At 52.7% G+C, this 20456-nt stretch carries 22 protein-coding genes, 1 tRNA gene and 1 riboswitch; of the genes, 10 read left to right on the top strand and 13 right to left on the bottom strand.

Translation table 11 applies throughout. The features are described 5' to 3' along the window. Positions 1-25: 25 nt before the first annotated feature. Both V9K92_RS06240 and V9K92_RS06235 read right to left on the bottom strand, forming a co-directional pair. A complete protein-coding gene (locus V9K92_RS06240; protein WP_115051308.1) occupies positions 26-469 on the bottom strand; it encodes a VOC family protein in 444 nt (147 codons plus the stop codon). A gap of 122 nt (positions 470-591) precedes the next feature. Further along, entirely contained in the window at positions 592-1032 is a 441-nt protein-coding gene (locus tag V9K92_RS06235) for a hypothetical protein (protein ID WP_337353584.1), read from the bottom strand. 134 nt (positions 1033-1166) lie between these two features. Here V9K92_RS06235 and V9K92_RS06230 point away from each other — a divergent pair, with 134 nt between their 5' ends. Together V9K92_RS06230 and V9K92_RS06225 are read left to right on the top strand one after the other, a co-directional pair. Then, complete coding sequence (locus tag V9K92_RS06230) at positions 1167-1514, top strand: DUF952 domain-containing protein (RefSeq protein ID WP_115051599.1); 348 nt, start codon at positions 1167-1169, stop codon at positions 1512-1514. Further along, positions 1511-2608 (top strand): quinone-dependent dihydroorotate dehydrogenase, encoded by a 1098-nt coding sequence (locus V9K92_RS06225; RefSeq protein WP_337353583.1) that lies wholly within the window; start codon positions 1511-1513, stop codon positions 2606-2608. The genes V9K92_RS06230 and V9K92_RS06225 overlap by 4 nt, the downstream gene beginning before the upstream one ends. On the opposite strand, the gene V9K92_RS06220 is transcribed toward V9K92_RS06225, so the two are convergent. From V9K92_RS06220 to V9K92_RS06200, 5 genes are all read right to left on the bottom strand, one after another. Further along, positions 2605-3960 (bottom strand): MATE family efflux transporter, encoded by a 1356-nt coding sequence (locus V9K92_RS06220; RefSeq protein WP_337353582.1) that lies wholly within the window; start codon positions 3958-3960, stop codon positions 2605-2607. The two genes, V9K92_RS06225 and V9K92_RS06220, sit on opposite strands and share 4 nt — an antisense overlap. 89 nt (positions 3961-4049) lie before the next feature. Continuing rightward, positions 4050-4544, bottom strand: a complete 495-nt coding sequence (locus V9K92_RS06215; RefSeq protein ID WP_337353581.1) for a CAP domain-containing protein — start codon at positions 4542-4544, stop codon at positions 4050-4052. 86 nt (positions 4545-4630) lie between these two features. After that, on the bottom strand, positions 4631-4897 hold the full coding sequence (locus tag V9K92_RS06210) for a DUF6460 domain-containing protein (RefSeq protein WP_115051313.1): 267 nt from the start codon (positions 4895-4897) through the stop codon (positions 4631-4633). Positions 4898-4990: 93 nt separating this feature from the next. Further along, a tRNA-Gly gene (locus tag V9K92_RS06205) sits at positions 4991-5064 on the bottom strand. 60 nt (positions 5065-5124) lie between these two features. Next, positions 5125-6216 carry a 2'-deoxycytidine 5'-triphosphate deaminase gene (locus tag V9K92_RS06200; RefSeq protein ID WP_337353580.1) on the bottom strand — a complete coding sequence of 364 codons (1092 nt, stop codon included), beginning with the start codon at positions 6214-6216 and terminating at the stop codon, positions 5125-5127. An 82-nt stretch (positions 6217-6298) separates the two neighbouring features. Continuing rightward, positions 6299-6378, top strand: a riboswitch (SAM riboswitch). A 61-nt stretch (positions 6379-6439) separates the two neighbouring features. On the opposite strand from V9K92_RS06200, the gene V9K92_RS06195 reads away from it, so the two are divergent. From V9K92_RS06195 to V9K92_RS06185, 3 genes are all read left to right on the top strand, one after another. After that, positions 6440-7648 carry an O-succinylhomoserine sulfhydrylase gene (locus tag V9K92_RS06195; RefSeq protein WP_115051315.1) on the top strand — a complete coding sequence of 403 codons (1209 nt, stop codon included), beginning with the start codon at positions 6440-6442 and terminating at the stop codon, positions 7646-7648. A gap of 220 nt (positions 7649-7868) precedes the next feature. Further along, entirely contained in the window at positions 7869-8261 is a 393-nt protein-coding gene (apaG, locus tag V9K92_RS06190; RefSeq protein WP_336440620.1) for a Co2+/Mg2+ efflux protein ApaG, read from the top strand. A gap of 14 nt (positions 8262-8275) precedes the next feature. Then, positions 8276-8572, top strand: a complete 297-nt coding sequence (locus tag V9K92_RS06185) for a hypothetical protein (RefSeq protein ID WP_307282669.1) — start codon at positions 8276-8278, stop codon at positions 8570-8572. Positions 8573-8583: 11 nt separating this feature from the next. On the opposite strand, the gene V9K92_RS06180 is transcribed toward V9K92_RS06185, so the two are convergent. Genes V9K92_RS06180 through V9K92_RS06165 form a run of 4 tightly spaced genes read right to left on the bottom strand, consistent with a single transcriptional unit; the run spans position 8584 to position 11959 of the window. Beyond that, entirely contained in the window at positions 8584-8796 is a 213-nt protein-coding gene (locus V9K92_RS06180; RefSeq protein WP_115051318.1) for an alkylphosphonate utilization protein, read from the bottom strand. Positions 8797-8807: 11 nt separating this feature from the next. Continuing rightward, a complete protein-coding gene (locus tag V9K92_RS06175) occupies positions 8808-9860 on the bottom strand; it encodes an Hsp33 family molecular chaperone (RefSeq protein WP_307282664.1) in 1053 nt (350 codons plus the stop codon). Beyond that, the gene (argF, locus tag V9K92_RS06170; protein WP_115051319.1) at positions 9805-10743 is read right to left on the bottom strand and encodes an ornithine carbamoyltransferase; all 939 of its coding nucleotides are present in this window, start codon (positions 10741-10743) and stop codon (positions 9805-9807) included. The genes V9K92_RS06175 and argF overlap by 56 nt, the downstream gene beginning before the upstream one ends. 10 nt (positions 10744-10753) lie before the next feature. Next, the gene (locus V9K92_RS06165; protein WP_336440622.1) at positions 10754-11959 is read right to left on the bottom strand and encodes an aspartate aminotransferase family protein; all 1206 of its coding nucleotides are present in this window, start codon (positions 11957-11959) and stop codon (positions 10754-10756) included. A 499-nt stretch (positions 11960-12458) separates the two neighbouring features. On the opposite strand from V9K92_RS06165, the gene V9K92_RS06160 reads away from it, so the two are divergent. Further along, the gene (locus V9K92_RS06160) at positions 12459-12980 is read left to right on the top strand and encodes a GcrA family cell cycle regulator (RefSeq protein ID WP_115051321.1); all 522 of its coding nucleotides are present in this window, start codon (positions 12459-12461) and stop codon (positions 12978-12980) included. 64 nt (positions 12981-13044) lie between these two features. Here the strand turns inward: V9K92_RS06160 and phoR are convergent, their stop codons facing one another. Then, complete coding sequence (gene phoR / locus V9K92_RS06155) at positions 13045-14310, bottom strand: phosphate regulon sensor histidine kinase PhoR (RefSeq protein ID WP_115051322.1); 1266 nt, start codon at positions 14308-14310, stop codon at positions 13045-13047. Between the two features lie 92 nt (positions 14311-14402). On the opposite strand from phoR, the gene ppk2 reads away from it, so the two are divergent. After that, complete coding sequence (ppk2, locus tag V9K92_RS06150; RefSeq protein WP_336440624.1) at positions 14403-15308, top strand: polyphosphate kinase 2; 906 nt, start codon at positions 14403-14405, stop codon at positions 15306-15308. Here ppk2 and V9K92_RS06145 read toward each other — a convergent pair. Beyond that, positions 15301-17127, bottom strand: a complete 1827-nt coding sequence (locus V9K92_RS06145; protein WP_337353579.1) for a glycosyltransferase — start codon at positions 17125-17127, stop codon at positions 15301-15303. The two genes, ppk2 and V9K92_RS06145, sit on opposite strands and share 8 nt — an antisense overlap. A gap of 299 nt (positions 17128-17426) precedes the next feature. On the opposite strand from V9K92_RS06145, the gene V9K92_RS06140 reads away from it, so the two are divergent. From V9K92_RS06140 to V9K92_RS06130, 3 genes are all read left to right on the top strand, one after another. After that, positions 17427-18266, top strand: coding sequence for a transporter substrate-binding domain-containing protein (locus tag V9K92_RS06140; RefSeq protein ID WP_337353578.1), 840 nt, complete (start codon positions 17427-17429; stop codon positions 18264-18266). 127 nt (positions 18267-18393) lie between these two features. After that, positions 18394-20049: a lysine--tRNA ligase gene (locus tag V9K92_RS06135; RefSeq protein WP_337353577.1), complete on the top strand. Its 1656-nt coding sequence runs from the start codon at positions 18394-18396 to the stop codon at positions 20047-20049. Between the two features lie 23 nt (positions 20050-20072). Then, positions 20073-20456: a VOC family protein gene (locus tag V9K92_RS06130; RefSeq protein ID WP_307282645.1), complete on the top strand. Its 384-nt coding sequence runs from the start codon at positions 20073-20075 to the stop codon at positions 20454-20456.

Raw genomic sequence — 20456 nt, 5'->3', positions numbered from 1 at the left:
GGCCGGCATCCATTTTTCTGACCAGTCACGCTGCCAGATGCTTGCGGCGTGACTTGATGACCCAAATATGGCCGAACGGGTCGACCAGCACGCCAGCGCGATCGCCGCTCTCAAGCGTCTCCACTTCGTTGCGTGCCGTTCCACCTTCCGAGATTGCATGATGCATCACGCGATCCGCATCATCCACATGGATATCCAGCATAACGGGTGTTGCGCCAATAGCATGGGCAGAGCGAGGACCACCCAGCGAGGCATCAGCATCACGTTTCGGGTTGGCTCCCACAATCATAATTACCGATTCACCCATGCGTATTTCGGCGGCAATCAAAACACCGTCATGCAAATAAGGACGACCCGCCAGTTTTGCCCCGAATACATTCTCATAAAAATCGAGGGCATCCTGCTGATCACCATGTCGCACAAAAAGCCTGATCGAAACCTCTCCAATCAATGTTGGTACGGCAAACATTTCATCGCTCCCAGAGAAGAATTCCAAGCGATAAAGGTGCACGAAGTTGCAGAACAAATCAAGAACAAATGCGATTCAATGCACAGTGCCTACTGCCAACTTACTGTCAAAATCCGAAGTCTTCAGGTCTTTTGCGGAACAGCCGGATTTGACGGCGCATCCTTGTTTTCCCCATCGAGTTCCTTGGCCAATCCCATGAAGCGGCGCATGAACTTTTCCATGTAGCTCAGGCCTTTTTCAAAATCCTCATCTGAAGGAAGATTGTCGCGGACCACTGGCGGCAGCTTGCCGATTCCGGCCACCGTATCTTCCAGCTTGGCAACACGAGCCCTCAGATCGGCAATGTCTTCTTCGTAAAGCGTGCGTTCTTCCGCTGCAACTTTGCAGACCAGTTGGCCAAGCTTTTCATGACAGATCGACATTTCACCAGTTTTATTATTCATCCGGACATAACCGTCTGCGGTTTTCTCCAGCGAGTAACTTGTTGTTTCTTGTGCCGTTGCTGATCCTGCAAATAGCGATGCAGCAGCAAGAAAGGCGAATGGTGCGAGTGTGCGTGACATTGAGTTCCTCCAGCCTTTGCAGACGATCCATCATGATCAAACAATACGCCAAAAATCCGAAAACGACCGATATTTCTGTTATCGAGTGCAGTCTACGCTTTGCGCATGGCGGTTTTGCGTCTAGTAAACCTGTAATGACACAAATGATTTATAAGCTGACACCGCGTGCGCTTTGGCAGGTGGCCGAAAGTAAGGGTGTATTCGATGGCGCGCCTATCGACCATGCCGATGGCTATATCCATTTTTCGACAGCAGAGCAGGTTCGGGAAACGGCCGACAAGCATTTTGCCGGACAAGATAATCTGCTTCTGGTCGCTGTGCGTGCCGACAGACTTGGTCAGGCGCTCAAATTCGAAGTATCGCGGGGCGGCGCCCTCTTCCCCCATCTTTATGCACTATTGCCGCTCGATGCTGTTGAATGGGTAAAGCCGCTGCCTCTCGGCAGTGATGGCAAACACATATTTCCGGAGCTAACGGCATGAGCGGCCTGTTTCAAACAATCGGTCGCAATCTGCTCTTCAAATTCGATCCGGAAGACGCTCACGGCCTTTCGATCAAGGCGCTCAAGACTGGCCTTGTCCCAGCCTGTGCCCCGATCAGCGACCCGGCATTGCGTGTCAACGTAGCGGGCCTCGACTTTCCCAACCCGCTTGGCATGGCGGCTGGCTATGACAAGAACGCTGAAATTCCCGATGCCTTGCTCAAGCTCGGATTTGGATTTGCTGAAGTCGGCACGTTGACGCCGCTGCCCCAGGCGGGCAACCCAAAGCCACGTATTTTCCGTCTTGTCGAGGACGAGGCAGTGATCAATCGCCTTGGTTTCAACAATGGCGGGCACGATGCTGCATTTAAACGTCTGAGTGAGCGACGCGGGCGCGGCGGTATTGTCGGCGTCAACATTGGCGCGAATAAAGATTCCTCTGATCGGATCGCCGATTATGTGGCGGGAATTCGCAAGTTCCATGATCTTGCAAGCTATTTCACCGTCAATATTTCATCACCAAACACGCCCGGCTTGCGGGATTTGCAAACTCGAGACAGCCTGAAAGAGTTGCTTGGCAAAGTTCTGGAAACGCGTGACGATCTCGCTGCGCGCTCTGGAGCCAAACGACCGGTTTTTCTCAAGATTGCACCGGATTTGCCCGATGCCAGCCTTGATGACATCGCGGCGGAAATTGCCTTGCATCCGCTCGATGGGCTTATCGTTTCCAATACGACATTGGCTCGATCCGGCTTGAAGAATACCGGCAACGCTGCCCAATCCGGCGGCCTCTCAGGCCGTCCTGTTTTTGAGCGTTCAACGATCATACTCGCCAAAATGCGCCAGCGGGTCGGCGTACGCCTTCCCATCATAGGCGTGGGCGGTATAGACAGCGCCGCAGCGGCGATCAGCAAAATTCGCGCAGGAGCTGATCTTGTGCAACTTTATACCAGTATGATCTACCAAGGGCCGGGTCTTGCTGGCCAGATCATCAAGGAAATTTCGGCAATAATGCGCAGGGAAGCTATCTCCAATATTGCAGAATTGCGCGATCGCGATGTCAATGATTGGGCATCAAGAAGCACCCCGGACTAATCGGCAAACTGTACGCGTGCTCTGCTGGGCAGGATGTATAAGAGCGATATTCCACGCAGTCCGAGAAACAGGTACAAGGCAAGCCATAGCCCGTGATTGCCCAAATATTTCGGCAATATGAAGTAGGCCACAAAATAGCCCAGCAATGACAGAACCATCATGTTGCGCATATCGCGTGACCAGGTTGCGCCGATAAACACGCCGTCCATATGGAACGCCAACAGGCCGACGACCGGCGATAGGGCCGCCCAGGGCAAATAGATCGCGGCAAGAGCCTGCACTTCGGGTGATTTGATCAGCACCGCGACAATGGCATTGCCATAGATCAGAAAAAACAGCGCCATGAGGGATGCAAGCACCATCCCCCACAAAAATGACAGCCTGATACCACGGTCAAATGCCGGGCGATAATGCGCACCCACGGCTCGCCCGGCAATCTGTTCTGCGGCAGTGGTAACGCCGTCGATCAAATTGCCAGAGATCAGCAGGAAATTCATCAGGACAGCATTGGTTGCAAGCGTTACAGCGCCTGCTTCCGTCCCTGCGCGCGTGAAATAGGTATAGGCGATCAACAGGAAGAACGAACGCAACATGATATCGCGATTGACGGTAAACATCCTGCGTATTTCGTGCATATCCAGAATGCGCGCGCGGGATGGATTGGTTACAGCACGAAACTGCCTGTAAACGAGGGCGAGCCCGACAAGAAGCGCGGCGGTTTCGCCAAGCACTGTGCCCCATGCAATACCCACAACGCCCCATCCCATAACAAGTCCGAGCCAGATCGTCATGACGACATTGATGCCGTTCAGCAGGAATTGAAGATAAAGACCCTGCATCGCCTTGCCTTGCCCCAAAAGGAGGCCGAGCACCACAAAATTGCCAAGCGCCATGGGCGAGGAAAGCAACCGGATCGATACATATGTCGATATGGCATCGGCGATTGCCTTACCCGGATTCATGAAGCTGATCGTAGCACTGAGGATAAGTGGCGTTGCCGCTATAAAGACGAGTCCCGCAACAACCGCGATGCCGATAGCGCGCCAGAAGACCGCCTGTTGCTCAATATTGTCGTGCCGCCCCATGGCTTGCGCAACCAGCCCGGTCGTCCCGGCGCGTAGGAAGTTCATGGTCGAAAACAGAAAATCGAAGACCAACGCCCCAATGGCAAGACCACCCAGCAAATGTGGATCACCAAGCTGACCAACCACGGCAGTATCGACGAGCCCCAGCAATGGCGTTGTCAGCGATGCCAGCATTACTGGAATGGTAATGGCCAACATGAGGCGATTCGTTACCTCAAAAGGGCGAATAGTTTTTGAACTGAGAACAGGTGGCGTATCGATCATCATCTATGGCACCGGCATTGCAACCGGAATCAGCTGCTGTTTCTCTATGCCACCGCGCATCAAACCTTGCCAGAGTAATTGCGACAACTACCTTAGCTTGCAAGAACCAGCGCCCAGTATCGCTCTCCGCTACCACCCTTTGCCTCGGCATAGGCCAAGCCATAGCGTTTGAAACGAGCATCCAGCATATTGCGACGATGTGGCGGGGACGCCATCCACATCGCGAAAAGCCGGTCGATGTCCATGCGCCCCATTGCAATATTCTCTGCAGCGGCACCATGAATTTCGTTGGTCTTGACCCGTGCTTCGAAACTCTTTCCCCAGCCCGTGGTGTGAACCATGCGCCCGGCCTTCGCCATATAGGCTGCCTGTTGTCCGGCTGCTCGCTCCAGAATGGTATCGCTCTCCAAACCAGAAAGTCCATTGCCGTTACGAATATTATTGATGTTTGCGCTCGCAGAAGCCGAAGCGCCTGTACTGTTGCCGGCAGGCCCGATGGTCTGACAGGCGGCCAGCGGGAGCAAGGTTCCGACGGCAGCCAGACCGATGAAGTGGCGGCGGGAAATTTGAAAACTGGTGTTTGGCATGAGCAACCCTTGAATATCGAGCGCATGCGGGTAGCGCCGAATTATGGCTGCTTCACGTTAAAGCTGCTGTGCAAGTAATTTTTGTTTTACCGGCGGTAATTCAAAATCCGCAGGATGATGAAACATGGAACAACAACCGCTGCTCCAAGCAGCAAGTAGGATGCAAAACCTTCAATCGCCCCGAATCCGAGATTCCAGATACGCCGGACGAAGTTTTCGACCCCGTAAACAATATCCATCGGCGACCAATTGAAGGCGCTCATGACGACGCCAACAACCAGCGAAACAATTATCAGTTTCAGCAATACCCTTCCCGGCGTATCTCCCAAGAAACGGTTTGTGCGTTCTGACATTTTAACTCCGGGGCTCGCTCTTCATCGCGATAACTCTTATGGCCTTTGCAGACTGCAATCAAGGCGGAGCTATCAGGCTTGAAGGTTTCAATCTGGAGCGGGTGAAGGGAATCGAACCCTCGTATTCAGCTTGGGAAGCTGCTGCTCTACCATTGAGCTACACCCGCATGACCTTATCAGGACCGGTTGAGCCCGGCTTTGTCAAGCCGGGCTTTAGCACCGTAAGTCTATTTGAAATGCTTGGAGAGTTTCAAGCCTTGAGCCTGATAGTTTGAACCGAGGTCGGTACCGTAAAGCGCGGCTGGGCGTTCCAGCATATGCTCGTAGATCAGTCTTCCAACGATCTGCCCATGTTCAAGAATGAACGGCACCTCATGGCTGCGCACTTCCAGCACAGCACGGCTTCCTGTGCCTCCGGCAGCGGTATGTCCAAAGCCGGGATCGAAGAACCCTGCATAGTGAACACGGAACTCACCAACCAGAGGATCAAAGGGCGTCATTTCAGCCGCATAGAGGGGGGGGACATGCACTGCCTCCCGGGAAACGAGAATATAGAACTCGTCTGGATCGAGCACGAGCTCACGCGCACCGCGATCATGGATTGGTTCCCAAAAATCGAACAGATCGTGAGCGCCGCGCTTGTCGACATCGACCACGCCCGTATGATGCTTGCCGCGATAACCGACCAGCCCGTTTGCATCGCCTGTCAGATCTATAGAAAGCGCTATACCTCCGCCCGATATATTCGGCGTCTCCGAAGCCACCAATATTTCATTGGCATGGAGCGCTGTCAGCTCAGCTTCTTCCAATTGCGCCCTGCCTGTACGAAAACGTATCTGTGACAGCCTGGAGCCTGCTCTTGCAACGATAGGGAATGTGCGCGGGCTGACTTCCAGATAAAGTGGCCCCTTGTACCCTGCGGGCACCTTGTCGAATTCCTGCGCACCGTCGACTATGACACGTGTGAAAATGTCGAGCCTGCCAGTTGAGCTTTTCGGATTGGCTGAAGCAGAAATGTCCGGCGGAAGATCGAGGCTTTCCAGAAGCGGGACGATATAGACACAGCCGGTTTCAAGAACAGCGCCCTCGCTCAGGTCGATCTCGTGCAGCTTTAGACGCTCCAGCTTCGACAAGACAGCCGTGCCAGGCCCCGGCATGAAACTGGCGCGCACCCGATAGGCTTTGGTTCCAAGCCGCAAATCCAGGCTCGCCGGTTGAATTTGATCGCTGTCAAAATCACGCGCAGTCTTTAGCGACCCCGCCTGATACAATGCCCTGATACCGTTATCGGCAAGAATGCCCGCTTGGTGTCTGCTCATGTTAGCCGTTCAACCCCGTAAAACATGAGGAAAGCTTTAGCGTTTCACCCCGTTGACGCAAGCGCCAGAGAGGATTAAAGCAGTTTTATCCCGTGGTGATTTGGCCGGCCGGCTTGCAGCCACGTAAAATAATTTGCTAAAAGAGGCCCGGTATCGTTCCGGCCTTTTTGCGAGACACGCAAGGCCGGTTTTTTATTGCCTGATCAGGCAGATTGAGAAGACGATGCCAGAAGATACAAAAATCGGGAACATTGCCCGCACGCTCCGCCCTGCCACTCAGCTCGTTCATGCCGGAACGCTTCGCTCCGGTTTTGGCGAGACATCCGAATCCCTGTTTCTGACGCAAGGGTTTGTCTATCCCAATGCGGAGGCGGCGGAAGCCCGTTTCAAGGGCGAAGAACCCGGTTTCATTTATTCGCGCTATGCCAACCCTACGACAGACATGTTTGAAAAGCGCATGTGCGCCCTCGAGGGTGCCGAAGATGCACGCGCCACTGCATCGGGCATGGCAGCGGTCGCAGCGGCCATTATCTGTCAGGTCAAGGCCGGTGATCACGTGCTGGCCGCCCGCGCCATGTTCGGCTCGTGTCGGTATATCATCGAGACATTGTTGCCGCGCTATGGCGTGGACTTCACCTTGATCGACGGTTCCAAAATTGAGAATTGGCAAAATGCCATTCGGCCGAATACAAAGGTCCTGTTCCTGGAGAGCCCGACAAATCCAACGCTTGAAGTCATTGATATCAGCGCGGTGGCAGACGTCGCCAATTCAGTTGGCGCAAAACTTATCGTCGACAATGTGTTTGCCACACCGCTCTTCCAGAAGCCGCTCGAACTTGGCGCGCATATCGTCGTTTATTCAACGACCAAGCATATTGATGGACAAGGCCGTTGCCTCGGCGGCATGATCCTTTCGGACAAGGCATGGATCGACGAAAACCTGCATGAATATTTCCGCCATACTGGTCCGGGCCTGAGCCCATTCAATTCATGGGTGATGCTCAAGGGTCTGGAAACACTATCCGTTCGTGTTCGGCAGCAAACTGAAAGTGCTGCGAAAATCGCAGACTTCCTTTCCACCCATTCCGCGATCTCGAAAGTCATCTATCCGGGGCGTGCGGACCATCCGCAAGCCGATATTATTTCCCGGCAGATGAAGGGCGGCTCCACTTTGCTTGCCTTTGAAGTAAAGGGCGGCAAAAAGGCAGCATTCAAATTTGAGAATGCTCTTGAGATTGTCCTGATTTCCAACAATCTGGGCGATTCAAAAAGCCTCGTTACGCATCCGACGACGACAACCCATAAGAACCTTACCGACGAAGCGCGGGCTGAGCTCGGAATTTCCGACGGATTATTGCGCTTGTCTGTCGGGCTGGAAGATGCTGACGACCTGATCGAAGATCTCGACATTGCATTGAAGGCTACTCTTTGATCGGGTAGCTGTCGCGCCGGGAATGAAACCGTCGCGGTTTGTCTCATTTGAAGCTCCCAAGCTGCGATCACAAATGATTTAGATTGAGAAGGTTGACGTCACGGCTTTGAGCCGTGATATCAAATACATACGTCACGATGATTGTACTGATCGCGGATACTTCAATTGCGCGTAATGCTTTCCGGATGAGATGGAGAAGGCTCACGCGATGAGAGCAGGAATGTATAAAGCCACCACGTGCGACATAGAGGTTAGTGTCGAACCGTTTTATCTGGAGGAGCAATCCGACCCGGCCGCTAACCATTATGTGTGGGGCTATCGTATAACCATCGCCAATGAATCTGAGCGTACGGTACAATTGCGCTCCCGTTACTGGAAAATAACCGATGCCCATGGCCGCGTGGAAGAAGTAAGCGGCGCTGGCGTTATTGGAGAACAGCCCGTACTCAATCCAGGAGACAGTTTTCAGTATTCATCTGGTTGTCCGCTCAAGACCGCTTCGGGCGTCATGGTTGGACACTATGTCATGCAAACCAATGGCGGAGATCGTTTCAACATAGAGATTCCAGCATTTTCGCTTGATCTTCCCGATCAATTGCGGACATTAAACTGATTATGGAAGAAACGATGCAGGAAACCAACCGAACCCAATCGCCTTACATCAAGGCGCTTAGCTGCTCCGCCATTGCCTTGTTGGTTGGACTTACCGCGCTTTTTTTCGGATTTCGGCTTCCAAGCTTTACCACAAATGCAGAAGCCGCCAGCCAGCTCGTGGCACTCGTTGCCGTGCCCGGATTGATCGTTGGCCTGCTGGCCAAGAAGTCAACCCGGCCATGGCCGCTGTGGCTGATCGTCAGCGCCTTTATCGTCCTGTTGATTGTGGTAACGATCGCACATGAAATGACGGCCGAGTTTCGAGCCTAGGCTCTCACAGGTCAGGCCTTCTTGACGAACTCTGTCTTTAACACGAGCCCTTTTACCTGCTTCGTATTGCACTCAATTTCACCGTCGCGGCCATTCAAGCGGATATTCTTGACCAAGGTTCCCCGCTTGATTGTTTCCGACGTACCCTTAACTTTGAGATCCTTGATCAAGGTTACAGAATCGCCGTCGGTCAGTTCGGCGCCGTTACTATCCCTGATTGTCATAATGCGAATTCCTAGTTTTTTGGCAGAAATTCTGCTGGATCGAAATCATATTGTGTCGAGCAAAATTCGCAGGTAACGCTGATTTTGCCTTCCTCGATACTGTCATTGATTTCTTCAGCGGTGAAACCTGAAAGAACCCCGGCAATCTTCTCGCGAGAGCAGGAACAATCATCATTGACCGGAACCGCGTCGAAAACCCGGACGCCCCGTTCGTGGAAAAGGCGATAGAGCAATCGCTCCGCGCCCACCTGCGGATCAGTAAGCTCTGAGCTTTCGATCGTGGAAACCAGCGCCTTTACTTCCGCCCAATCATCATCCTCGAAGAGTTCGGCATCATCTTCAGAATCGCCATTCGGAGCATCGCCAGCAGGCAGATCACGCTGCCGCATGCGCAACTCAGACTCGGGAAGGAATTGGACAATCAAGCCGCCAGCACGCCATTGCTCAACAGGCTTGCCATCTTCTCCGCGCTCGATCAACTTGGCGACCGACAACCGCAAATCGGTAGGAATCTGCTCCGACTGACGAAAGTAGGTTTTCGCGATTTCTTCAAGATTGGAACCGTCAAGCGCGACAATGCCCTGATATCGCTGCGAATACTCGCCCTGATCCACGGTCAATGCCAGCGTGCCGCTGCCCATGAGTTCGACCTGGGAAAGCTCGTCCGCTTCAATCGCATCAGCAAGACGTTCTTCATCATAGCGTGCATAGGCACGCACAGAATTCGGGGTGCGGAAATCAACAACCAGCATGTCGACGGGACCGTCTGACTGCGATTGAAAAATGAACTTGCCTTCAAATTTCAATGAAGTGCCGAGCAGGACAGTCAGAACAATCGCCTCAGCCAGGAGTTGCGCAACAGGCTCAGGATAATCGTGGCGGCTCAATATATCATGCAGCGCAGGCCCAAGCTGGACCGCTCGACCGCGGGCATCCAGACCCTGAACCTGAAACGGGACTACAGCGTCATCGCCTGCAAATACATATTCATCGGGAAAGCTTGATGATTCAGACACCAGGGCGCCCTCCTTCAAGACACCATGCGAGAATGGCCTTTTGCGCATGCAACCGGTTTTCAGCCTCATCGAAAACCACCGAGTGCGGTCCGTCAATAACAGAATCCGTAACTTCCTCGCCCCGGTGCGCGGGCAGACAATGCATGAACAATGCATCAGGGTTTGCATGCTTCATCAACGCATCATTGACCTGATAGGGCATGAATACATTGTGACCACGGGCGCGGTTTTCCTGCCCCATGGAAACCCAGGTATCTGTGACAATACAATCCACACCTTCAACAGCAGCAACAGGATCGGTGGTAAGCTTGATCTTGCCCCCGGCATTACGCGCCCAATCGAGATATTTCCGCTCCGGCTCACTGCCGTCGGGCGTTGCAATATTCAGATTGAAGTCAAATCGCGCTGCCGCTTCGACCAATGAATGCAGAACATTGTTGCCATCGCCTGTCCAGGCAAACGTCTTGCCCTTAACGGGGCCGCGATGCTCTTCAAACGTCATGATATCAGCCATGATCTGACAAGGGTGTGTATCATCGGTCAGCGCATTGATAACCGGCACAGTGGCATTTTCCGCCATCTCGATGAGCCGTTCATGGGTTGTCGTACGCATCATGATAATATCGACATAACGCGACAAAACCTTGGCGGTGTCGGCAATGGTTTCGCTACGCCCTAGCTGCATTTCCGAGCCGGTCAGCATAAGTGTTTCACCACCGAGTTGACGCATGCCAACATCGAAAGACACGCGAGTACGGGTCGATGGCTTGTCGAAAATCATCGCCAACACCTTACCGGCGAATGGCTTTTCAATATTGCCGGATTTCAAGCGCGTCTTGCGCGCGCGCGCATCGTCAAGAATAAGCCTAAGATCGCCTGATGAAAGCGCCGAAAGATCCGTAAAGTGACGGAGATCCTGCTTGATTGTCATTGGATTACCCTCACGCGATCTTCTGTCTGGATGCAGGAGCAAGACGTGCTGCCGCAGCTTCGATTTTCGACAATGCTTCGCGCATTTCTTCTTCGCTTACAATCAATGGTGGCAGAAGACGAATAACATTGTCGCCGGCACCCACAGTCAAAAGATGTTCATCGCGCAGCGCCTGTACCAGCGTCGTGTTCGGAACAACCGCTTTAAGACCAACAAGAAGGCCACGCCCCCGGACTTCGGAAATAACATCCGGATAGCGATCGGAAATAGAAGCCAGTCCCTGCTTTATCAGCAAAGCCATTTGTTGCACGTGATCAAGGAAGCCATCCGCAAGAACGATATCGAGCACGGCATTGCCAACGGCCATTGCCAAGGGATTGCCACCATAGGTAGTGCCATGCACGCCAGCGGTCATGCCCTTTGCAGCTTCAGCTGTTGCAAGACATGCACCCAGCGGAAAACCGCCTCCAATACCTTTGGCCACAGCCATGATATCAGGCTTGATGCCTGACCATTCGTGGGCAAAAAGCTTGCCGGTACGACCCATTCCTGACTGCACTTCGTCCAGGATGAGCAAAATACCCTCGTCGTCGCAAAGCTTGCGCAGGGCTCGCAGATCCGCATCGGGAACCGGGCGAACGCCGCCCTCGCCCTGGATCGGCTCGATCAGAATAGCTGCGGTCTGAGGACCAATTGCGGCTTTCAAAGCCTTCTCGTCACCAAAAGGCACCTGGTCGAAACCTTCAACCTTGGGACCAAATCCTTCGAGATATTTCGCCTGTCCACCTGCGGCGATTGTCGCAAGCGTCCGGCCATGGAAAGCACCCTCGAAAGTGATGATGTGGAAGCGTTCCGGATTGCCATTTACATAATGATAGCGGCGCGCGGTCTTGATGGCGCATTCAAGTGCTTCGGCACCGGAATTCGCAAAGAACACCTTATCGGCAAATGTATTGTCGACAAGGCGCTGTCCCAGCCGGGTTTGGCCGGGAATTTCATAGAGGTTCGACAAATGCCAAAGCTTTTCGGCCTGGGTCTTCAGAGCTTCGACCAGATGCGGATGCGAATGACCAAGCAGGTTCACGGCGATACCGGCAGCAAAATCAAGATAGTTTTCGCCACTCTCGGTCGTCAGCCATACACCGTTTCCTCGCTCAAAGCGCAGATCCGCACGAGCAAAAGTGTCGTATAGCGGTTGCGCGTTTGCGTCCGTCATTTTTTCCGGGCCTCCATAACCCTATTTTTCGTACTGCTGACCCTTAAAGGAAATCGGCAATGATTAAATCAAAAAGCCGCCCCACAATGCCATTTTTGGGGGCGGCCACACCAAAGCAATATCATCATTCAGTTTCCAATTGTCAAATAAACAGTTCAAAAGACTTACATCACAAATATTGCTGTATTTTGATTGCAACCGGCGGGCTCAACGGCCCGGTATTATTTGGTTTGTCGACAAAGCCGTAAAACGTCATTTTTGCAACAGTTTAACGCGCAAGTTGGGGAAAACCAAAAAAAGCACCCCTGCAACCCAAGCCTGACTCTTGTCACGGAGTCATCGCATATTGTAGCTTGGGAAACGAAATAGCTAGATTTCGTACGGCGTCCTCGTCATCTGAATAGATATAGTATTGATACAATCTGGAGCAATCCAGATGCGAGGAAGGATTCAGTCCGCAAGCCGTACAAAACAAAGCCCCATATGGAGCTAGGGAACAATGAACTGGACAGATGAGCGCGTAGAGCAGCTGAAGAAACTTTGGGCCGAAGGCCTGAGTGCAAGCCAGATCGCAGCACAACTGGGCGGCGTCAGCCGCAATGCCGTCATCGGCAAAGTGCACCGGCTAAAGCTGTCCGGACGCGGCAAGACAACCTCGTCGCAGACCCGCAGCAAGAAGGTCAATACCGCTGCATCCAGCAGCCAGCGCAGCAGCAGTGCAACCGTCGGTCACATGTCGAGCCGCGTTGTAAATCGCAGCGTTGGAGCGACCGCATTGCAGGCGGAATACAGCACCGATCTCGTGCCCATGGTTACGCGGACGGTTACCGATGTTGTGGTGCCGATCTCTCGCAAACTCGAATTGGTCGAGCTTAGCGAACGCACCTGCAAGTGGCCGGTTGGTGATCCATTGCTGCCTGGCTTCAATTTCTGCGGCAATGATGTGGGCGAAGGCGGGCCTTATTGCACATACCACTCGCGTCTGGCCTATCAGCCAGCTTCGGATCGTCGCCGTCGCTAATTGAGCCGCGTATCAGAGTTAAACAAAAAAGGCGCCAATTGGCGCCTTTTTTGTAGGTCGGCGGCTACACTTTTTGCGGACCGAAAACCACCGTGAAGGATGAACCTTCTCCGACCTGCGAGCGGATTATCAGTCGCGCGCGATGCCGCGTCAGAATGTGTTTTACAATGGCAAGTCCCAGACCAGTGCCTTTTTGCGCCCGGCTTGTTTCCACATCAATCCGGTAAAATCGCTCGGTAAGGCGCGGAATATGTTCATCGGGTATTCCCGGCCCGAAATCCTGCACGGTCACCTTGGTCATATCGCCCGTCTGCTTGAGCTCCAGAATGACACGTTTTCCGGATTGTCCATATTTGCAGGCGTTTTCCAGCAGATTTTGAAACACCTGCGTGAGCTCGTCACGATCCCCAAGCACGTTGACTGGCCCCGGATCGATATCCCGCTCGATAGTAATACCCAAATCGGAGGCAACGGGACGAAGTGAATCGGCAACGTGATTAAGAATAGCGGCCAGATCAACCTGATCTTTCACAGCAATATGCGCCTTCATTTCGATGCGCGACAGCGACAGAAGATCGTCTATCAGCCGAGCCATGCGTTCGGCCTGTTTTTGCATGATTTCCAGGAAATTATCGCGAGCCGCTTCGTCTTTACGTGCCGGGCCTCTTAATGTCTCAATGAAGCCTGAGAGCGAGGCGAGCGGCGTGCGCAGCTCATGGCTGGCATTGGCGATAAAATCTGAACGCATGCGCTCAAGCCGACGGGCTTCTGTCTGGTCGCGGAAGGATAGAAGATATTGCCGATCACCCGCTCGCGCTTGATCCAGCAAAAGAACCGTCGCGCTGTACCAGCGCTCGACCGGCACCCGCTCAAAATAATCCACCGAACGTGCTACGCCATCCGCCATGACCGAATGAACCAGCGACTGCATTTCCGGCGCGCGGAAATGCAACATGAGAACCCCGCCGCGCTCCACCGAGCGAAATGCGCCGCTCGCCGCCGGGTTGACGTAAAGAATAGTGCCCTCATGATCAAAAATTATCAGCGGGTCCGGTAATTGCGCCGCCAATTGCTGGCCCGACAAGTGGAATATCGCTGGATCGCCGGGATCCGCTGTTACGGGTTTTTCCGTCCTCGGCAATGCTGCGGATACCACCACGACGCTCACAAGAACGATCATCAGAACGGCAAAACTTAGCCACCAGGATTCACTTACTCCAAGTATCAAGGCGGTAATGAAAGCGGCGGCGGCAAGTATGAAACGCGAACGGATAATGCGCTCCAATGCCCGGCGCCTTAGCCCGCTACCATCCTGCCCCCAGATACTCATCCACTAACCTCCCGATCAGTCAGTGTTTTTAACCACTAGACGCCACACTGCTGTCCCAATAACATGGATTTATGTCAATTGAGGACCTCGCATTGGGCAAAGATTCAAAAAAGAAATCAACATCATCCAAACCCGAGATCGCGACCCTCAAGCTGAAGATTGATGGCAAGAAGCGTAAGTTTGATATCAACAATCCGACATTGCCAGACTGGATTGATGATGGAGACCTGACATCGGGAGGCTTTCCTTACACCGAAAAAATGCCCAGCGATGAGTATGCGGAGACACTGGAGAAGCTCCAGATCGAGCTTGTAAAGATGCAAAGCTGGCTTCAGAAGACAGGCGGTCGCTTGATTTCGGTGTTCGAGGGAAGAGATGCAGCTGGCAAAGGCGGCACAATATTCAACTTGCGCCAATACATGAATCCGCGTTCTGCACGCAATGTTGCCTTGCCCAAACCGAGTGAAACCGAGCGCACACAATGGTATTACCAGCGCTATGTTTCGCATTTCCCAAGTGCGGGTGAGTTCGTGACCTTCGACCGCTCCTGGTATAATCGTGGCGGCGTGGAGCCTGTTATGGGGTTTTGCACGCCCGAACAGCACGAGTCTTTTCTGGAGGAGACGCCCGGCTTCGAACGCATGATCGTTGCGGATGGTATCCACTTCTTCAAATTTTGGCTGGACATTGGCCAGACGATGCAGCTGAAACGTTTTCATGATCGCCGACACAGTCCACTGAAAAACTGGAAGTTTTCGCCTATCGACATTGCCGGTGCCGAAAAATGGGATGATTATACCAAAGCACGCGATAGCATGCTGGCGCGAACCCATACGGCATATGCACCTTGGACGATCGTCCGATCAAACGATAAACGTCGTGCGCGAATTGCCGTCATACGGCGAATTTTGTTGAGCCTGCCCTATGCGGATCGTGACCTGGCGGTAATCGGCAATGAAGATTCCCTGATCATCGGAAACGGTCCAGACTTTATTTGAAAGAAATTGCCGAGTGGACGGGACGATGCGGCGTCTTTTCCCAAAGAAAAGGCGCGACATATAATTGCCAAAGCGCCCGCCACGCTGCCAAAGATATGAGCGCCCAATAGATTGGCAAGCCCGGCAATATCCAACCCGACATTTTCTCTTTTTTCAGGGCCGCCCGACCGAGGGAATGAAATGAGAGGAAACCCGAAACAATATTCATCAAATCAAAAATGAGGATGGGACCCGCAAAACCGGTACTCTTCACAAGCGTGATCATAAGCAGCATGTAGCTGACGAAAAGCACCATGAAGGGAAAGAGCAGCGCAGAACCCAAAACGCCTGCCGTCAGGACATGGTAAACCAGAAAGCGCTTTAATCCAGCCCGCTGGAGCATTTCCCTGGGTTGCCGCATCTCAACCAGCCATGTTTGCATCCAACCTTTCAACCATCGCGTTCTCTGTTTCAGCCATATTCCAACTTCGATTGGTGCATCCTCTGCTGTGGGCAGTGAGAGCATTTCGATGCGATATCCATGACGCGCAAACCTTGAACCCAACTCTGCATCTTCGGTGACATTGAAGGGATCCCAGCCTCCAACCTCCACCAGACACTCACGACGAAAATGGTTGGATGTGCCGCCGAGCGGAACCACAAATCGACCATCGGCCAGCCAAGGCAAGAGCCCTCTGAAATGCGCTGCATATTCAAATGCAAATTGCCGTGCGATCCAGCTGTCCCTTTCATTGGTAATGACGAGCGGGGCCTGAAGACAGGCCAGCTTCCCGTCGGTGCTTTCTGAAAATCTTTGCCAGGCCTCGCGCAACTGACCGGGATGCGGGCGATCCTCCGCATCATAGATAACGACGTAATCGCCCTCCGCCAATTGCAGACCATAATTAAGCGCTTTCGGCTTGGTTCGTGGGCCTGTGCAAGGCACGCAGATAATTTTGAAGCTGGCGGGTAGCATTTCTTTTTCGAAGGCCGCGCGGGTGTGATAATCGTCCGTTTCGCAAAGGAACAGAACTTCAAGACGCGAGCGCGGCCAATCAAGCTGCTTCATCGCTTCTACAAGCTGAGGAACCACCTCAGCTTCCTTATACAGCGCCACCATAACGGTGTATTTTGGTAAGCTGCCGCTCGTACTCTTCATGAGTTGCACGGTTTGATTGGAGGCATGGCGGCCCGCCAGAAACCGCAAAAGAATACAGCCCATAAACAGCAGAGAGAAAAGAGCGTGAAATGCCTGCCAAAGCGAGTTCGGAGCGAGCATTGCGAGGAACAGGCAAACAGTAATTATCATTCCGATAATAACGCCTTGCTGACCGTCGGCCACGGTGCGAGCCGAATGTCTTGGACCATTCTCAAGCATATTAACAGCGTTGCGTGCTAGATGATCCGAATGCTTTGCCAGAAAAAACTGCGTCAGGCGTGCTGGGGAGATTATGTTGACGGGAGGACCCTCAACACCTCTATCGACAAGACCCTGCTTGATCCGGGCAATGGTTGAGAGCGTGGGTGCGGTATAAATCTTCAGCGTAAAATCCGCAGTGACTCCCACGATATGCCGCCTGTGGCGCATATCCACAAATTCCGCGCCGCTTGGTGAGATAATATGAAGATCATCGTCTATGTTCTCAAAGACCAGGCCTGCTTCCTCTGCGAGACATTGCGTGAGCAGCAAATGGTCTATGCCATTTACCGCGTAAAGTTCCTCGATAAATGACGTGCCGTTTTGACGATACCGCGTGAATGCCTCTACCAAGGCGGTTTTTGGCAGGCCCGCATAACAAAGCCGTGCTGCAATGGATGGCTCCAGACGGCGCTCCGTCATCGCAAACTCAATATCGCAAAAGGCTCATTCCGTGCCCACACATAGATACGAGAATAATCGTCTTTTGGTTGCATCGGAATATACCTACAATTATAAGTAATTATTGCTTTTTATAAAGCAACTATACAATAAATCACTATAATTGTTCAATATATACGCGGGTCAATAGTATTTTAGTCTATATACAACACTGCTGCGTGCAGTCCGCGCAATTATATAAACCTATGCGTTCAAATAGCGGTTTCGGTTTTCCGCCTTATGCGCTAGCCTCTGTGCAAATCAGTGCGTTCCGAGACCTCATGTATTTTCGATCTATCGTCACCTTTGTGTTGGGGCTTCTTCTGCTAACGATAGCGCAGACGGCTTATGCCGGGGATTTTCCCCATTATTGGGACGGACGCGAGCGGGTGTCCAAACCTGATCTGACGGCGGTCAAGCGCATCCGTTTTGTTACAACCGTCGACTACCCGCCATTTAATTTCATTGACAATACCGGCCGCATATCGGGTTTCAATATTGATCTGGCGCGGGCGATATGCGCCGAGCTTGATGTTACAGCGATCTGTCAAATAGAAGCGCGGCCATGGAACGAACTGCAGACAGCTCTGGAGAGCGGTGAGGCGGAAGCCATACTTGCCGGATTAAGGCCTACGGCTGCGCTTAGGCAAAAATATGCCTTTACGGCACCATATATACGCTTGGTGGCGCGCTTTGTGACATTAAGAGACAATCAATTGAGCGACCCAATCGACAAAGTATTGGAAAGCAAGAATGTCGGCGTGATTTCAGACTCCGTGCACCAGGCGATATTCGCAGATTACTTTCCAAAAGCTCATTGGATTGGCTATCCCACACGCGATCTTATGCTCAAGGATCTTAAAGCAAAAAAGATTGATGCCGTATTTGGTGATGGTTCAGATTTGTCATTCTGGATCGGCAGCACCGATGCTGCAAACTGCTGTGTCTTTGCAGGACGCCCCTATACCGCCCCGCAATTTCTCGGCGACGGATTGATGATTGCTACAACGCTTCAAAACAATGACCTTGCCGAAGGCTTCAATTTTGCCCTGAAGTCAATGGAAGCAAAGGGTACGATATCGGAGCTGTATTTGCGGTATTTCCCCGTCGATTTTTATTAACGGCACCCTATAAGCGTAAAAAATCAATTCTGACCGGGCGCTGCAGGGACACATGCGATTGACGCGGGATATCTGCCGCCATAGTGTCCGCCCGCTCCACAATATAGCAGCAATACAGGATAAACGAATGACTTCGCGCCCAAACACCCATATCGAACTGACCCCCGAATTGATCGCGGCGGCAGCAGAGGCCAAAGCTTGGCCCTTCGAAGAGGCGCAGAAGATTGTCAAACGCTACCAGAAGACCGGATATCCAGAGACGGTTCTTTTCGAAACTGGTTACGGCCCTTCCGGCTTGCCGCATATCGGCACATTCGGTGAAGTTGCTCGCACTACTATGGTGCGGCATGCCTTCCGGGTTTTGACCAATGACACCGTGAAAACGAAACTTTTGTGCTTCTCCGACGATATGGATGGTATGCGCAAGATACCGGACAATGTGCCGGACCCGTCAATGCTGCAACCTCACCTGCATAAGCCGCTGTCATCGGTCCCTAATCCCTATGGCGGTGACTATAAGAGCTTCGCTGACCATAACAACGTCATGCTGTGCCGGTTTCTCGATACGTTCGGCTTCGATTACGAATTTGCCAGCGCAACTGAATATTACAAGGATGGCCGCTTTGATGAGGTCTTGCTGCGCGCCGTCGAACGCTATGATGACATAATGAAGGTCATGTTGCCGACACTTGGTGAAGAGCGTCAGGCAACTTACAGCCCATTCCTGCCAATTTCGCCAACAAGCGGGCGGGTTCTCTATGTGCCGATGAAGAAGGTCGACGCGAAGAACGGCACGATAACCTTTGACGATGAAAATGGTGAGGAAACGACCCTTTCCGTAACGGGGGGCAACGTCAAGCTGCAATGGAAGCCGGATTTCGGCATGCGTTGGGCAGCCCTTGGTGTTGATTTTGAGATGTTCGGCAAGGATCATCAAACAAATGCGATTATCTATGATCGTATTTGCGAGATACTGGGCGGACGCGCGCCCGAGCACTTCGTCTACGAATTGTTCCTCGATGATATCGGGCAGAAGATTTCCAAGTCCAAGGGAAATGGCCTCAGCATCGATGAGTGGCTGTCCTATGCTCCGACTGAAAGTCTGGGGCTGTACATGTTCCAGAAGCCGCGCACCGCAAAGCGCTTGTATTTTGATGTTATTCCCAAGGCTGTAGACGAGTATTTCACGTATCTTTCGGCCTATGAGCGGCAATCATGGAAAGACCGGCTGAATAATCCGGTTTGGCACCTGCACAGCGGTAATCCGCCAACCGTGGAAATGCCTGTGCCCTTTGCCCTGTTGCTCAATCTCGTCAGCGCATCCAATGCGGATAGCAGCAGCGTTCTTTGGGGATTTATTTCGCGCCACGCCGCAGGTGTTACGCCGGAGAAAAACCCAGAGCTCGACGCATTGGTGACCTACGCCATTCGGTACTTCAACGATTTCGTCAAACCCACCAAGAAGTTCCGCATGCCCGATGAGGTAGAGCGGGTCGCGCTGCAAGAAATGTCGGAAAAATTGTCGACATTGCCGACCGGTGCCGATGGCAATACCATACAGAATGCAATTCTGGATGTTGCGCGTGCAATAGAGCGTTATCAGGATCACACCAAGAAAAGCCCGGAGGGTGGCCCCGGCGTCGCCGTATCGTTCTTCCAGATGCTCTATGAAGTTCTAATCGGTCAGGAACGCGGGCCACGTTTTGGTTCATTCGTGGCATTATATGGTATCGAGGAAACACGTGCTTTGATTGCTAAAGCGCTGGCTGGTGAGTTACTCTGATCGGAGTTCATTTGGAGACGTGAATGATTGACCATACCGGGATAATCGTCAGCGATTTCGAGCAGAGTAAAAAGTTCTACGCCAATACGCTGGCTACAATCGGATACACGTTGATTACCGAAATCCCGGCTTCGATCACCGGCCATGCCGACGTCGCCGGTTTCGGCGAAAATGGTAAACCTGATTTTTGGGTGATCAGCGGCACACCGAACAAGCCGCCCCTCCACGTGGCCTTTAGAGTGAACAGCCGCGATATTGTCGATGCTTTCCACAAAGCGGGATTAACAGCAGGCGGCAGTGACAATGGGCAACCCGGGTTACGGCTTCACTACCATCCAAACTATTACGCGGCGTTCATTCGTGATGCCGACGGGCACAATATCGAAGCCGTATGCCACCTGCCTTGA

The organism is Phyllobacterium sp. CCNWLW109 (assembly GCF_037203905.1).
Taxonomy (GTDB): domain Bacteria; phylum Pseudomonadota; class Alphaproteobacteria; order Rhizobiales; family Rhizobiaceae; genus Phyllobacterium; species Phyllobacterium ifriqiyense.
Note: the sequence above shows the minus strand (reverse complement) of the source record. Positions and strands in the feature narration are given on the sequence as shown.

Excerpts from the sequence above, each read along its gene's own strand:
- V9K92_RS06240 (WP_115051308.1), bottom strand. The coding sequence starts at position 469 with ATGTTTGCCGTACCAACATTGATTGGAGAGGTTTCGATCAGGCTTTTT.
- V9K92_RS06235 (WP_337353584.1), bottom strand. The coding sequence starts at position 1,032 with ATGTCACGCACACTCGCACCATTCGCCTTTCTTGCTGCTGCATCGCTA.
- V9K92_RS06230 (WP_115051599.1), top strand. The coding sequence starts at position 1,167 with ATGACACAAATGATTTATAAGCTGACACCGCGTGCGCTTTGGCAGGTG.
- V9K92_RS06225 (WP_337353583.1), top strand. The coding sequence starts at position 1,511 with ATGAGCGGCCTGTTTCAAACAATCGGTCGCAATCTGCTCTTCAAATTC.
- V9K92_RS06220 (WP_337353582.1), bottom strand. The coding sequence starts at position 3,960 with ATGATGATCGATACGCCACCTGTTCTCAGTTCAAAAACTATTCGCCCT.
- V9K92_RS06215 (WP_337353581.1), bottom strand. The coding sequence starts at position 4,544 with ATGCCAAACACCAGTTTTCAAATTTCCCGCCGCCACTTCATCGGTCTG.
- V9K92_RS06210 (WP_115051313.1), bottom strand. The coding sequence starts at position 4,897 with ATGTCAGAACGCACAAACCGTTTCTTGGGAGATACGCCGGGAAGGGTA.
- V9K92_RS06200 (WP_337353580.1), bottom strand. The coding sequence starts at position 6,216 with ATGAGCAGACACCAAGCGGGCATTCTTGCCGATAACGGTATCAGGGCA.
- V9K92_RS06195 (WP_115051315.1), top strand. The coding sequence starts at position 6,440 with ATGCCAGAAGATACAAAAATCGGGAACATTGCCCGCACGCTCCGCCCT.
- apaG (WP_336440620.1), top strand. The coding sequence starts at position 7,869 with ATGTATAAAGCCACCACGTGCGACATAGAGGTTAGTGTCGAACCGTTT.
- V9K92_RS06185 (WP_307282669.1), top strand. The coding sequence starts at position 8,276 with ATGCAGGAAACCAACCGAACCCAATCGCCTTACATCAAGGCGCTTAGC.
- V9K92_RS06180 (WP_115051318.1), bottom strand. The coding sequence starts at position 8,796 with ATGACAATCAGGGATAGTAACGGCGCCGAACTGACCGACGGCGATTCT.
- V9K92_RS06175 (WP_307282664.1), bottom strand. The coding sequence starts at position 9,860 with ATGCGCAAAAGGCCATTCTCGCATGGTGTCTTGAAGGAGGGCGCCCTG.
- argF (WP_115051319.1), bottom strand. The coding sequence starts at position 10,743 with ATGACAATCAAGCAGGATCTCCGTCACTTTACGGATCTTTCGGCGCTT.
- V9K92_RS06165 (WP_336440622.1), bottom strand. The coding sequence starts at position 11,959 with ATGACGGACGCAAACGCGCAACCGCTATACGACACTTTTGCTCGTGCG.
- V9K92_RS06160 (WP_115051321.1), top strand. The coding sequence starts at position 12,459 with ATGAACTGGACAGATGAGCGCGTAGAGCAGCTGAAGAAACTTTGGGCC.
- phoR (WP_115051322.1), bottom strand. The coding sequence starts at position 14,310 with ATGAGTATCTGGGGGCAGGATGGTAGCGGGCTAAGGCGCCGGGCATTG.
- V9K92_RS06145 (WP_337353579.1), bottom strand. The coding sequence starts at position 17,127 with ATGACGGAGCGCCGTCTGGAGCCATCCATTGCAGCACGGCTTTGTTAT.
- V9K92_RS06140 (WP_337353578.1), top strand. The coding sequence starts at position 17,427 with ATGTATTTTCGATCTATCGTCACCTTTGTGTTGGGGCTTCTTCTGCTA.
- V9K92_RS06135 (WP_337353577.1), top strand. The coding sequence starts at position 18,394 with ATGACTTCGCGCCCAAACACCCATATCGAACTGACCCCCGAATTGATC.
- V9K92_RS06130 (WP_307282645.1), top strand. The coding sequence starts at position 20,073 with ATGATTGACCATACCGGGATAATCGTCAGCGATTTCGAGCAGAGTAAA.